We start from the raw sequence: 12,076 nt of genomic DNA, 5'->3' as shown, positions 1-12,076 counted from the left end.
CGGTCCGGCAGCAACGGCTCGATCCTCGCCCACTGGGCGTCAGTCAGCGACACACATCAACCAACGATCAGATGATCCGAAGGAAACGCCCTAGCGCGCGCCCTCCGCCCTGACGTGCCCGGCGCCGGCGGGCGGGTGGTCGCCCACCCGTTCCACCGCCTTGCGGCCGAGGCGTTCGATCGGGTCGAGGGCGGAGGCGCAGCCGGTGAGGCCGAGGAGCAGGACGGCGACGACGAGCGGGCGCAGCCGGCTCATACGTAGTCCTCCAGCTTGGCGACCGCGTAGCCCTTGGACGTGATCACGTTCATCACCCGGCGGATCATGTCGGGCATGCTGCCCTTCCAGTCCTCCTCGCCGCGGAAGTGGGTGAGGACGATGTCGCCGGGGTGCAGGTCCCGGTCCCACTCGCGCCACTCCATGTGGTCGGGGAAGGCCTCGGAGGCCCAGAGCGGGACGGCCTTGACGCCGCAGGACCTGGCGGCGCGCAGGGTGTCCTCGTTGTAGTTGCCGTACGGCGGCCGGAAGAGTTCGGGGCGCTTGCCGTACTTCTTCTCGATGACGTCCTGCATCCCGCAGATCTCCCGCTTCTGGCGCGCGTAGGAGAGCCCGGGCAGGTACTTGTGGTTCAGGGTGTGGTTGTGGAGGGCGACCCCGCGCGGCTGCGACTTCTGCATCCTCGCGAAGTAGGGGTAGTCGTCGCTGACCACGTAGTCGCTGAGGAAGGCGCTGTACGGGATCTTCAGCTCGCTCATCATGCGGATGAGCTCGGGGTCCTTCTCGGCGCCGTCGTCGATCGTCAGGAAGACGACCTTCTCCTTGGTGGGGACGGTGGTGAAGACGGGCGGGAGTCCCTCGCCGTCGGTCTCGAAGCCCTTCCGGGTGGTGATCCTCGGCTTGGTCCTCGGCGGGGCGGGGGCTTCGAGGGGGGTCAGCCTGAGCCCCCACTTCTTGGCGACGGCGGCCCGGGCGGCCCGCTGCTTCGCCAGCGCGGCCCTCTTCTCGCGGGCGAGCTGGGCGGCGGTCTTGGCGGGGGCCTGCTGGCCCGCGGCGGGGGCGGGAGCGCCGGAGGACCCGGGCTCGGAGCCGCCCGCGCAGGCCGCGGTGGAGGTGAGCGCGGCGACGAGGAGCGCGGCCCCCAGCAGACGGCGGGAATGACCCTTTGCCATCATTTCTTCCTTTTGTCGTACGACCCTTATGGCGCCGCATCCTGTCAGCGCGACCCGCCCCTCCGGCCGCGACACCGCCGTACCGGCCCCGCCGTCCCCCACCCGGCCCACAGGGAGAATGGGACGGTGAACGACCTCGCCGCCTTCGCCGCCCTGCTCGCCCCCGAGGGCCAGACGCTCCTCGCCGCCCTGCGCGACTACGACCCCGCCCGGGAACTGGCGGTCGCCTCCCGGCTGCGCCGCGACCACCCCGCCGAGCTGGTCTCGGCCGCCCTCGGGCAGGCCCGGCTGCGGCAGCGCGCGGTGGCGAAGTTCGGCGCGGAAGACGCGTACCGCATGTACTTCACGCCGAACGGCGTCGAGCAGTCCACCCGGGCGGCGGTCGGCTCCCACCGCGCCGCCCGGCTCGGGGAGCTCGGCGTGCGCAGCGTCGCCGACCTCTGCTCGGGCATCGGCGGCGACGCGCTGGCGCTCGCCCGCGCCGGCATCTCCGTCCTCGCCGTCGACCGGGACCCGCTCACCGCCGAGGTGGCCCGCGCCAACGCCGCCGCGCTGGGCCTCACGGAGCTGATCGAGGTCCGCTGCGCCGACGTCACCGAGATCGACACCAGCCCCTACGACGCCGTCTTCGTCGACCCGGCGCGGCGCGGCGGCCGGGGCCGGATCTTCGACCCGGAGGCGTACTCCCCGCCGCTCTCCTGGGCCGTGGAGGCGGCCCGCAAGGCCCCGCGCGCGGCCCTGAAGATCGCCCCCGGCATCCCCCACGAGACCGTCCCCGACGAGGCCGAGGCGGAGTGGATCTCGGACGGCGGCGACGTGAAGGAGGCGGTGCTGTGGTTCGGCACGGAGCCGGGCGCGCGCCGCGCCACCCTGCTGCCCTCCGGCGCGAGCCTCACCGGCCGGGGCCTGCCCGACCCGGCGGTCCGCCCGGTCGGCCGGTACCTGTACGAGCCCGACGGCGCCGTCATCCGCGCCCACCTGGTCGCCGAGGTCGCCGAGGAGCTGGACGGCGGCCTGATCGACGAGACGATCGCCTACGTCACCGCCGACACCCTGACCCCCACCCCGTACGCCTCCGCCTACGAGATCACCGACGTGCTCCCCTTCCACCTCAAGAGGCTGAAGGCCCTGCTGCGCGAGCGCGAGGTGGGCACCCTGACGGTGAAGAAGCGCGGCTCGGCCGTGGAGCCGGAGGAGATCTGGCGGAGGGTGCGGCCGAAGGGCCCGAACGCGGCGACGGTCCTGCTCACACGTGTCGCGGGGGCCCCGACGATGCTGATCGGGCACCCCGCCGGGGCGGCGGCACGACCCTGAGCACCGTCCGGTAGTGTCCGGCGGCCTTGAAGAGCCCGATCAGGCCGTTGATCCAGAGGACGAGCGCCACGCCCATGCCGTACGCGACCGTCCCGAGGCCGTCCGACGGGTCCGCCCCGGCCGGCACCGCGAAGCCCAGCCACAGCCCGAGGCCGCACAGGACGGCGGAGAGCACCATCCAGCAGGCGCTCAGGACGGGGGCGCGCAGCCGCCCGTCCGTCGGGCCGTGCCGGTCCAACGCCGCCCAGCGGAGCAGCCGTTCGCGCGCCACGCGGTCCTGGCGCACCCCGCGCACGGCGAGCCGGACGCCCGGCACCAGCACACCGAGGCCGAGGACGGAGACGACCAGCCCGACGAAGAAGGCGACCGGGTCGAGGATCGCCCCGGTGCCGAGGCCGACGAGCGTCACGCCGACCATGCCCCAGCCCAGCTGGAGCACCAGCACCGACCCGGCGAACAGCGCGAACCGGCTCCCGCCGAGCAGCCGCCGCAGCAGCACGTCCAGCGCCAGCGCCCGGTCGGCGAGGAGCGCGTCCCGGTCGGGCCGGCTGCGCAGTTCGGCGGGCGGGGGCGGCGGGGGAAGGGGCGTGCGCGGGGGCATGCCGGGCAGCCTACGGCGCCTCCCCGGACGGGAGTTCACCCGCCCGTGCCCGCAGCAGCGCCCGCTCGCGCCCGTTCCGGGTCAGCTCCGCCGCCCGCGCGAACTCCGCCCGCGCCTCCCCGTCGCGGCCGAGCCGGGCCAGCAGGTCGCCGCGGACGCTCGGGAGCAAGTGGTAGCGGGCGAGGGCGGGTTCGGCGGCGAGGGCGTCGACGAGGGCGAGGGCGGCGGCCGGGCCCTCGGTCATCGAGACGGCCACCGCGCGGTTCAGCTCCACCACCGGGGACGGGGCCCGCTCCATCAGCCGTCCGTACAGTCCGGCGATCACCGCCCAGTCCGTCTCCTCGTACGAGGCGGCCCGCGCGTGGCAGGCGGCGATGGCGGCCTGGAGGGCGTACGGGCCGTGGTCGCGTCCTCCCCCGGGCTCCGTCCCGGGGGACCCCCAGGCCCGGGCGAGGGCGTCGTAGCCGCGCCGGACGAGCAGCCGGTTCCAGCGCCGCCGGTCCTGGTCGGCGAGGAGCACCGGGTGTCCGTCGGGGCCGGTGCGGGCGGGGATCCGGGAGGCCTGGAGCTCGAGGAGGGCGGCGAGGCCGTGCGCCTCGCTCTCGTCCGGCAGCAGGGCGGCGAGGCCGCGGGCCAGCCGGAGCGCGTCCTCGCAGAGCGCGGGGCGCAGCAGGTCGTCGCCGGCGGTGGCCGCGTACCCCTCGTTGAAGACGAGGTAGACGACCTCCAGGACGGAGCCGAGCCGGGCCGCCCGCTCCGGCCCGTACGGCACCTCGAACTCCACGCCCGCCTTCGCGAGCGCCCGTTTGGCCCGGGTGATCCGGGCCGCGACGGTCGCCTCGGGGACGAGGAAGGCGCGGGCGACCTCCTCGGTGCGCAGCCCGCAGACGAGCCGCAGGGTGAGCGCCGCCCGGGCCTCGGCGGAGAGCACCGGGTGGCAGGTGGTGAAGACCAGCCGCAGGACGTCGTCGTCGATGTCGCCGGGGCCGGAGGGCTCGGGGTCGTACGCCTCCTCCGGCAGGCTCCGGCCGACCTCGGCGAGCTTGCGCGCGTACGTCTCGCGCCGTCGCACCAGGTCGACGGCGCGGTGCTTGGCGGTGGCCGTCAGCCAGGCTCCCGGGCGGTCCGGGACGCCCGACCGCGGCCACTGCTCCAGGGCGGCGACGAGGGCGTCCTGGGCGATCTCCTCGGCGATGCCGACGTCCCGGACGACCCGCGTCACCGTGGCGATGATCCGCGCCGACTCCATCCGGAAGACCGTCTCCAGCGTGCTCTCCACCGTCACGGTCCCCATGACAGCACAGGCGGGCTCAGCCCTCCGGCATCTCCTCGACCTCGCGGACCTCCAGGCCGACCTTCCAGTGCGGCGGGTGGACGGCGAGGAACCGCTTGCCCCACTCGACGGCCTCGGCCATGTCCTTGCACTGGAGCATCGCGTAGCCGCCGACGACCTCCTTGGTCTCGGTGAACGGGCCGTCGGTGAAGGACAGCCTCCCGTCCGACCAGGTGATCCGGGTGGACTCGGCGGTGGGCCGGAGCCCGGCGGTGTCCACCATGACGCCGGCCTTGGTGATCTCCTCGAAGAGCGCGCCCATCCGCTCCTCGAAGCCGGGGTCGGCGCTCTCCATGTCGATGGCGTCCGGGGTGTTCTCCTCGATGCGGACGAGGGAGAGGAAGCGGGGCATGGTGACTCCTGGGGTGCGGTGGCGGGGCCGTTCCCCGCCTTCCACTCCTACGTCGAACGGGCCGGGCCCGCATCGACACCGCGCCGGAAGTTCTTCTAGACGTAGTCCTCCAGGCGGGCCACGGTGAAGCCCTGCTCCTGGATCCTGCGGAGCAGGGTGGCGGTCATCTCGGTCATCGTGCGGCCCTTGAGCTCGCCGGGGCCGCGGAAGTGGGCGAGGACGATGTCGCCGGGGTGGAGCTTCCGGTCGCCGCGCTGGTACTGCATGTTCTTGATCTGCATGGACTCGCGCCAGAGGACGATCGCGTCGAGGCCGCAGCTGCCGGCGGCGGCGCGGGTGGCCTCGTTCCAGTTGCCGAACGGCGGGCGGAAGAGGCGCGGGGCGGAGCCGTACCGTTTCCGCAGCTTCTCCTGCTGGCCGCAGATCTCGCGGCGCTGGGCCTCCGGGGAGAGGGTGCGCAGGTTCGGGTGGGTGAGGGTGTGGTTGGCGACGCCGTGGCCCTGGGCGACGAGCGGCTCGAAGTAGCCGTAGTCCCCGCTGATCACCGAGTCGGTGAGGAACATGGTGAAGGGGACGCCCAGCTCGGCCGTCATCCGCACGAACTCCGGGTCCTTCTCGGCTCCGTCGTCGATGGTGAGGAAGACGACCTTGTCGTCGGTCGGGACGTCGCTGATGACCGGCACCGGGCCGCCGGGGACGCGCTTCACCGGCTTGACGGCGGGCGGGGCGGGCGGGGCGGCCAGCGGCTCGATGCCCCACTTGCGGTACGCGGCGGCCCGGGCCGCCTCCGGGGCCGGGGCGGGCTCCGGCGCGGCGGCCCGCTCCGGGGTGGCGGTCTTCTCCGGGGCGGCGGGGGCCGGCGGCGGGGGCGGGGTCTCGGCCGTGCAGCCCGTCATCAGGAGCGTCACCGCGGTCAGCGCCGCCCACATCGCGATCTGCTTCTTCACGGGCTGTGGGATGCCCGATCCGGTCGAAAGGTTGCCCGATCGACGAACAGTTCGCCTATTCGACCGATTCGAAGCGCCAGCGGTGCACCGGACGGGTGATCAGCGCGGCGTCCGGCTCGGGCAGCTCGGGCAGCTCGGCGTCGAGGGCGTCCACGTCCCACCAGGTGAGCACGAGGACCCGGTCCTGGGGGGCCCGGAAGACCTCCCGGCGGACCGGCTCGCGGGCCAGCACCCGAGCCCGGGCCCGGGCCCACTCCAGGAGTTCGGGGCCCCGGCCCTGCACGGCCCGGGCCTCCCACATCAGCGTGACCCTCACGAGTACAGGTTCTCCTTGCTGATCTCGTGCACGTGGTCGTGGTCGTGGGCGTGTCCGGGGACGTGCGGGTCGGTCACCGGAAGGGACGAGTCCGCCGACAGCTCCAGGTCGGAGGCGACCCTGCCCCGGGCGACCATCTCGGAGCCGAGCGCGGCGACCATGGCGCCGTTGTCGGTGCACAGGCCCGGGCGGGGCACCCGGAGCCGGATCCCGGCCCGCTCGCAGCGCTCCTCGGCGAGGGCCCGCAGCCGCGAGTTCGCGGCGACGCCGCCGCCGATCATCAGGTGGTCGACGCCCTCGTCCTTGCAGGCCCGGACGGCCTTGCGGGTGAGGACGTCGACGACGGCCTCCTGGAAGGAGGCGGCCACGTCCCGGACCGGAACCTCCTCGCCGGCCGCCCGCTTGGCCTCGATCCAGCGGGCCACGGCGGTCTTGAGGCCGGAGAAGGAGAAGTCGTACGCCGGGTCCTTGGCGCCGCTCAGGCCGCGCGGGAAGGCGATGGCGGCCGGGTCGCCCTCCCTGGCGAGCCGGTCGATGACCGGGCCGCCGGGGAAGCCGAGGTCGAGGACGCGGGCGATCTTGTCGAAGGCCTCGCCGGCCGCGTCGTCGATGGTGGCGCCCAGCGGCCGCACGTCGGCGGTGATGTCGGTGGAGAGCAGCAGCGAGGAGTGCCCGCCGGAGACGAGCAGCGCCATCGTGGGCTCGGGCAGCCGGCCGTGCTCCAGCTGGTCGACGCAGATGTGCGAGGCCAGGTGGTTGACGCCGTAGAGCGGCTTGCCCAGCGCGTAGGCGTACGCCTTGGCGGCGGAGACGCCGACGAGCAGCGCGCCCGCGAGGCCGGGGCCCGCGGTGACCGCGATGCCGTCGAGGTCCTTCGCCGAGACGCCGGCGGTCTTCAGGGCCCGCTCGATCGTCGGGACCATCGCCTCCAGGTGGGCCCGGGAGGCGATCTCGGGCACGACGCCGCCGAAGCGGGCGTGGGTGTCGACGCTGGAGGCCACGGCGTCGGCGAGGAGGGTCGTGCCGTGGACGATGCCGACGCCGGTCTCGTCGCAGGAGGTCTCGATGCCGAGCACGAGGGGTTCGTCAGCAGCCATCAGATATCGGTCCCAGTTCCTTGAACAGTCAGTCGCATCACGAGCGCGTCGACGTTGCCCGGCTGGTAGTAGCCGCGGCGGAAGCCGATGGGCTCGAAGCCGAAGCGCTCGTACAGCTTCTGCGCCCGGGTGTTGTCCACGCGCACTTCGAGCAGGACCTCGTCGCACTCGAAGGCCGTGGCGTGCTGGAGGAGGTCGGTGAGCAGCCGGGCGCCGAGCCCGGTGCCCCACTGCGCGCGGGCGACGGCGATGGTCTGGACGTCGCCGAGCCCGCCGGCCGCCGCCAGGCCCGCGTAGCCGGCCAGTTCCCCGGAGGGGGTCTCGGCGACGACGTACCGCCGGGTGGCCCGGGGCCCGCGCGCGTGCGCGAGCTCGGACCAGAACATCCCCTCCGACCAGGCGTCCTCGGGGAACAGCTCCGCCTCCAGGGCGAGCACCTCCGGCAGGTCCCACCAGCGCATCTCGCGCAGGACGGTGCCGTCGGCCACCGCTTCCCCGCTCACGTGGGGGTGACCACCTTGTAGTTCTTCGGCACCTGGGCGTCGGGCCGCCGCAGGTACATCGGCCGCGGGTCGAGGAAGCCCCCTCCGCCCGCGGCCAGCCGCTCGGCCGCGAGGGCGGCCAGCGCGCCGGCGGACTGGTGCTCGGGGCCGCGGGCGTCGGGGAAGGCGTCCGGGTAGAGCAGGGCGCCCGCGCCGACGACCGGCAGCCCGGCGAGCCGCTCGGCGATCTCGGCAGGCCGGTCGACGGCGGCGTCGGTGACCCGGGTGCGGGCGTCGTCGTAACGCGCCCAGTAGACCTCCTTGCGGCGGGCGTCGGTCGCCACCGCGAAGGGGCCCTCGACGCCGGAGGCGTACGCGAGGCCGTCGAGGGTGCACAGGCCGTGCACCGGCACCCCGCCGAGGGCGGAGGAGAAGGCGGCGGCCGTGACGAGCCCGACCCGGAGGCCGGTGTAGGGGCCGGGGCCGACCCCGACCACGATGCCGGTCACCGCGTCGAGCGCGGTGCCGGCCTCCTTGAGGACCCGGTCGACGGCGGGGAGCAGCAGCTCCCCGTGGCGGCGGGCGTCGACGCGGGTCGACTCGGCGACGACGGCCGTGCCGTCGTGGAGGGCGACGGTGACGGCGGGGGTGGCGGTATCCATGGCGAGCAACAGCACGCGAACAGCCTACGGCGCCACGAGCGGGCGATGCGGCGCGCGGCCGTTCGGGGACCCGGCTGCTACCGTCAGGCCCGACAGCTGGTCAGGCTCGGCACGTACGTACGAAGAGGTGGAGACGGTGGCAAGGAGCAGCTCGGGATTCGTGGCCGGGCTCACCGCGGCGGCCCTCGCCGTGGTCGCCTTCCTCGCCTACCAGGCGTCGGCGAGCGTGCCGGCGAACCTCGCGGACCCCCGGCAGGCGCCGGTCACGGCCGCTCCTTCGGCGTCGGCCCCGGCCGGGACGAAGAAGCCGGCGAAGGACCCGCTGGCGGTGCCGGCGGCCTCGGGCACCGGCGAGCGCGTGGTGTACGCGCTGGAGGGCCGCCGGGTGTGGCTGGTCGACGCGAAGAACAAGGCGGTGCGCACCTTCGCGGTGGCGCCGAGTTCGGTGAGCCCGGAGCCGGGGGCGTACGCGGTGACCTCCCGGTCCAATTCGGTCCGCGGCTCCGACGGGGTGCAGATCGAGCACGTGGTCCGCTTCGCGACGGTGGACGGCGTGACGGTCGGCTTCAGCGCGGCCGTCGACGGCTCGATGCCGGCGGCCGACCCGTCGAAGAAGACCGGCGGCGTCCGGATGAAGCGGGCGGACGGCGACGCGATGTGGACCTTCGCGTCGATCGGCGCGAAGGTCGTCGTCGTCCCCTGACGTCCCCGGTACGGGTGACGCGCGGCCGGCGCGGACGGTCGACCGGTGCGGCTACGCGGCCTCGTCCCTGAGGTCCGCGTCCGTCTCCGGCTCCCGGGCTGCGGGCGCGAGCTCGCGCCCCGGCGGGGTCGAGACGGCGCTGGCCGCCGCGCAGGAGGCCAGCAGCTCGCTCATCGAGACGTGCTCCTCGGCGGTGCGGTCGTCGCGCTCCGGCATCTGCGTCGCCATGCATGCCTCCCGTAGGTTAGGTTCACCTAACCAGCTCCTTCCTCCATGTCACCACGGAGCGGAGCGGCGGCGCAACATTTTCCCGACATGCTGTCGGAACCTACGGACGTTCACAGCAGGGCGAGGTCCTCCCCGGCCCAGCGCGCGCCGATCCCGCGGAGCACGACCGTGCGCCGGTCGTCGTCGGTGTCGCCGGTCACGCGGTGGATCAGCACGTGCAGCCGGTCGTCGGTCAGCTCCTCGACCTTGCCGTCGCCCCACTCCACGACCACCACGGACTCGGGCAGCGAGACGTCGAGGTCCAGGTCCTCCATCTCGTCGAGCCCGCCGCCCAGCCGGTAGGCGTCCACGTGCACCAGGGCCGGGCCGCCGGTGAGCGAGGGGTGGACGCGGGCGATGACGAAGGTCGGCGAGGTGACCGCGCCGCGCACGCCCAGGCCCTCGCCGAGGCCGCGGGTCAGCGTGGTCTTCCCTGCGCCCAGCTCGCCGGTGAGCATGACGAGGTCGCCGGGGCGGAGGAGTTTCGCGAGCCGGCGGCCCAGCTCCCCCATCTGCTCGGGGGAGTCGACGGAGAGGGTGGCGCCGGAGACGGGCGGGTGCGCTGCTTCCATACCCGCCAACCTATCCGTTGTCCGGGCCCTCCCCGGACCTGGCCAGCAGGGCCCCGAGCGCGTCCGTGACGGCCTCGGGCCGCTCCAGCATCACCAGGTGGCCGGCGTCGGGGACGACGACCAGTTCGGCGCCGGGCAGCGCCTCGGCGATGGCCTCGGTGTGGGAGGCGGGGGTGACGAGGTCCTGGTCGCCGGCGAGGGCGAGCGCCGGCAGGCCCCGGAAGGCGGCGAGGGCGGCGAGCTTGTCGTGCGCGCCGAAGGCCGGGTAGAACGCGGCGACCACGTCGACCGGGACGGACTCGATCATCCGCTCCGCGAAGCGGACGACGGCCGGGTCCACGTCCTTCGAGGCGAAGGAGTACTTCTTCACCAGCCCGGCGAAGAGGTCGGCGGTGGCCCGGCGGCCCTTCTCGACCAGCTCCGCCTGGGAGCCGAGGGCCCGCAGCACCCCGGGCAGGACCCGGCGGACGGCGTTGACGCCGGCGAGCGGCAGCCCGTACGAGACCTCCTCCAGGCGGCCCGCGGAGGTGCCGACCAGGGCGACGCCGACGACCCGGTCCCGGACCAGCTCCGGGTACAGCGCGGCGAGCGCCATCACCGTCATCCCGCCCATCGAGTGCCCGACGAGGACGAGCGGCCCCTCGGGCGCGGCGGCGTCGACGACGGCCTTGAGGTCGCGGCCGAGCCGGTCGATGGTGACGGGCTCCTCCGGGCCGCGCCCCGAGCGGCCGTGGCCCCGCTGGTCCCAGAAGACGGTCCGGACCCGGCCGCGCAGGGCGGCCCGCTGGTAGTGCCAGGAGTCCTGGTTCAGGCAGAAGCCGTGCGAGAAGACGACGGTGAGGGGGCCGGGCGCGTCGTCCGTCTCGTACGCGAGGGCCGTGCCGTCGTCGGCGAGCGCCCGGCCCGGGGCGCCGCGCAGGGTGCCGTACGGGCCGGTGGCGTCCAGGGCGAGCCGGGCCTTGCGGCGCACCGAGCGGCCCACGGTCAGCCGCTCGACGGCGACGCCGGCCGCCGCGCCGGCCGCGAGCACGCCTATCGCCGCGCCGGCGATCCCCGCGCGCCGCCAGCCGCCCCCGGTCGTCTCCCCCACGGCGGGCTACTCCCCCACGTACACGCGCGGCACGCGCGCGCCGATCCGGGTGACGATCTCGTACGCGATGGTGTCGGCGGCCTCCGCCCAGTCCTGGGCCGTCGGCTCGCCGTGCGCGCCGGAGCCGAAGAGGACGGCCTCGGTGCCGGGTGCGGGCCGGTCGCCGCCGAGGTCGACCACGAACTGGTCCATGGCGACCCGCCCGGCGACCGTGCGGACCGTGCCGTCGACGAGGACCGGGCCGCGGCCGGAGGCGTGCCGGGGGACGCCGTCGGCGTAGCCCACCGGGATCAGGCCGAGGGTGGTCTCGCCGTCGGTGACGTAGTGGTGGCCGTAGGAGACGCCGTGGCCGGGCGGGACCTCCTTCACCAGGGCGACGGCCGCCTTGAGCGACATCACCGGGCGCAGCCCCAGCTCGGCGGAGGTGCCCAGCTCGGGGGCGGGCGAGACGCCGTACATCGCGATGCCGGGGCGGACCAGGTCGAAGTGGGCCTCGGGCAGGGTGAGGGTGGCCGGCGAGTTGGCGATGTGGCGGACCTCGGGCTCGACGCCGGCCTTCTCCGCGTACTCCACCATCGAGCGGAAGACGTCGAGCTGGGCGGCGATCGAGGGGTGGCCGGGTTCGTCCGCACAGGCGAAGTGGGACCAGAGGCCGGTGACCTTGACCAGCCCCTCCTTCTCGGCCTTCAGGGCCTCGGCGACGAGCGCGGGCCAGTCGGCGGGCTGGCAGCCGTTGCGGCCGAGGCCGGTGTCGGCCTTGAGCTGGATCCGGGCCGTGCCGCCGGTCGCGCGGGCGGCGGCGGTGACCTCGTCGAGGGCCCAGCGTCCGCTCACCGCCATGTCGAGCCCGGCCTCGATGCCGGCGTCCCACGGGTCCCCCGGGGTCCACAGCCAGCACAGGACGGGGACGTCGGTGATCCCGGCGGCGCGCAGCGCCAGCGCCTCCTGCGGGGTGGCCGTGCCGAGCCAGCTCGCGCCCGCGTCGAGGGCGGCGCGGGCGCAGCGCACGGCGCCGTGGCCGTACGCGTCGGCCTTGACCACGGCCATGACCCGGACGTGGGGGGCGACGCGGGCGCGCAGCGCGCGGACGTTGGCGCGCAGCGCCCCGAGGTCGATCTCGGCGCGGGCTCGGCTGGGCGGCGGCGGTGTCTCAGTCATCGCGCCCAGTCTCTCA

16 protein-coding genes are annotated in these 12,076 nt (G+C 74.8%); 2 read left to right on the top strand and 14 right to left on the bottom strand.

Going from position 1 to position 12,076, the window contains the following annotated elements:
• Positions 1 to 90: 90 nt before the first annotated feature.
• Both ACFW6A_RS19415 and ACFW6A_RS19410 read right to left on the bottom strand, forming a co-directional pair.
• Positions 91 to 255 (bottom strand): hypothetical protein, encoded by a 165-nt coding sequence (locus tag ACFW6A_RS19415; RefSeq protein WP_386476192.1) that lies wholly within the window; start codon positions 253 to 255, stop codon positions 91 to 93.
• The gene (locus ACFW6A_RS19410; protein ID WP_351845756.1) at positions 252 to 1,166 is read right to left on the bottom strand and encodes a polysaccharide deacetylase family protein; all 915 of its coding nucleotides are present in this window, start codon (positions 1,164 to 1,166) and stop codon (positions 252 to 254) included. Before ACFW6A_RS19410 ends, ACFW6A_RS19415 begins: the two co-directional genes overlap by 4 nt.
• Before the next feature lie 126 nt (positions 1,167 to 1,292).
• Between ACFW6A_RS19410 and ACFW6A_RS19405 the strand changes: the two genes are divergently transcribed.
• A complete protein-coding gene (locus ACFW6A_RS19405; protein WP_386641605.1) occupies positions 1,293 to 2,480 on the top strand; it encodes a methyltransferase domain-containing protein in 1,188 nt (395 codons plus the stop codon).
• Here ACFW6A_RS19405 and ACFW6A_RS19400 read toward each other — a convergent pair.
• The 8 genes from ACFW6A_RS19400 to tsaB form a co-directional block, all read right to left on the bottom strand.
• The gene (locus tag ACFW6A_RS19400; protein ID WP_386641602.1) at positions 2,413 to 3,081 is read right to left on the bottom strand and encodes a hypothetical protein; all 669 of its coding nucleotides are present in this window, start codon (positions 3,079 to 3,081) and stop codon (positions 2,413 to 2,415) included. The two genes, ACFW6A_RS19405 and ACFW6A_RS19400, sit on opposite strands and share 68 nt — an antisense overlap.
• Before the next feature lie 10 nt (positions 3,082 to 3,091).
• Positions 3,092 to 4,375, bottom strand: coding sequence for an RNA polymerase sigma factor (locus ACFW6A_RS19395; protein ID WP_386641599.1), 1,284 nt, complete (start codon positions 4,373 to 4,375; stop codon positions 3,092 to 3,094).
• Positions 4,376 to 4,391: 16 nt separating this feature from the next.
• Positions 4,392 to 4,766 (bottom strand): YciI family protein, encoded by a 375-nt coding sequence (locus ACFW6A_RS19390; RefSeq protein ID WP_351845765.1) that lies wholly within the window; start codon positions 4,764 to 4,766, stop codon positions 4,392 to 4,394.
• A gap of 95 nt (positions 4,767 to 4,861) precedes the next feature.
• Positions 4,862 to 5,713, bottom strand: a complete 852-nt coding sequence (locus ACFW6A_RS19385) for a polysaccharide deacetylase family protein (RefSeq protein ID WP_386641596.1) — start codon at positions 5,711 to 5,713, stop codon at positions 4,862 to 4,864.
• Positions 5,714 to 5,768: 55 nt separating this feature from the next.
• Positions 5,769 to 6,029: a hypothetical protein gene (locus ACFW6A_RS19380; protein WP_351845769.1), complete on the bottom strand. Its 261-nt coding sequence runs from the start codon at positions 6,027 to 6,029 to the stop codon at positions 5,769 to 5,771.
• Positions 6,026 to 7,126, bottom strand: coding sequence for a tRNA (adenosine(37)-N6)-threonylcarbamoyltransferase complex transferase subunit TsaD (gene tsaD / locus ACFW6A_RS19375; RefSeq protein ID WP_386641593.1), 1,101 nt, complete (start codon positions 7,124 to 7,126; stop codon positions 6,026 to 6,028). Before tsaD ends, ACFW6A_RS19380 begins: the two co-directional genes overlap by 4 nt.
• Positions 7,126 to 7,587, bottom strand: coding sequence for a ribosomal protein S18-alanine N-acetyltransferase (rimI, locus tag ACFW6A_RS19370; protein WP_351845871.1), 462 nt, complete (start codon positions 7,585 to 7,587; stop codon positions 7,126 to 7,128). Before rimI ends, tsaD begins: the two co-directional genes overlap by 1 nt.
• Before the next feature lie 38 nt (positions 7,588 to 7,625).
• Positions 7,626 to 8,285 carry a tRNA (adenosine(37)-N6)-threonylcarbamoyltransferase complex dimerization subunit type 1 TsaB gene (tsaB, locus tag ACFW6A_RS19365; protein WP_351845775.1) on the bottom strand — a complete coding sequence of 220 codons (660 nt, stop codon included), beginning with the start codon at positions 8,283 to 8,285 and terminating at the stop codon, positions 7,626 to 7,628.
• A 121-nt stretch (positions 8,286 to 8,406) separates the two neighbouring features.
• Between tsaB and ACFW6A_RS19360 the strand changes: the two genes are divergently transcribed.
• Positions 8,407 to 8,973: a hypothetical protein gene (locus tag ACFW6A_RS19360; protein WP_386476202.1), complete on the top strand. Its 567-nt coding sequence runs from the start codon at positions 8,407 to 8,409 to the stop codon at positions 8,971 to 8,973.
• Between the two features lie 51 nt (positions 8,974 to 9,024).
• Here the strand turns inward: ACFW6A_RS19360 and ACFW6A_RS19355 are convergent, their stop codons facing one another.
• The 4 genes from ACFW6A_RS19355 to alr form a co-directional block, all read right to left on the bottom strand.
• The gene (locus ACFW6A_RS19355; RefSeq protein WP_351845778.1) at positions 9,025 to 9,201 is read right to left on the bottom strand and encodes a hypothetical protein; all 177 of its coding nucleotides are present in this window, start codon (positions 9,199 to 9,201) and stop codon (positions 9,025 to 9,027) included.
• 110 nt (positions 9,202 to 9,311) lie between these two features.
• Positions 9,312 to 9,812: a tRNA (adenosine(37)-N6)-threonylcarbamoyltransferase complex ATPase subunit type 1 TsaE gene (tsaE, locus tag ACFW6A_RS19350; protein ID WP_351845781.1), complete on the bottom strand. Its 501-nt coding sequence runs from the start codon at positions 9,810 to 9,812 to the stop codon at positions 9,312 to 9,314.
• Between the two features lie 10 nt (positions 9,813 to 9,822).
• On the bottom strand, positions 9,823 to 10,902 hold the full coding sequence (locus ACFW6A_RS19345; RefSeq protein ID WP_386476205.1) for an alpha/beta fold hydrolase: 1,080 nt from the start codon (positions 10,900 to 10,902) through the stop codon (positions 9,823 to 9,825).
• A 6-nt stretch (positions 10,903 to 10,908) separates the two neighbouring features.
• The gene (gene alr / locus ACFW6A_RS19340; RefSeq protein ID WP_351845786.1) at positions 10,909 to 12,060 is read right to left on the bottom strand and encodes an alanine racemase; all 1,152 of its coding nucleotides are present in this window, start codon (positions 12,058 to 12,060) and stop codon (positions 10,909 to 10,911) included.
• Between the last annotated feature and the right edge of the window lie 16 nt (positions 12,061 to 12,076).

The sequence above is a fragment of the Streptomyces sp. NPDC058758 genome, from assembly GCF_042746075.1.
Lineage (GTDB): Bacteria > Actinomycetota > Actinomycetes > Streptomycetales > Streptomycetaceae > Streptomyces.
This window is presented reverse-complemented; position numbering and strand designations above follow the sequence as displayed.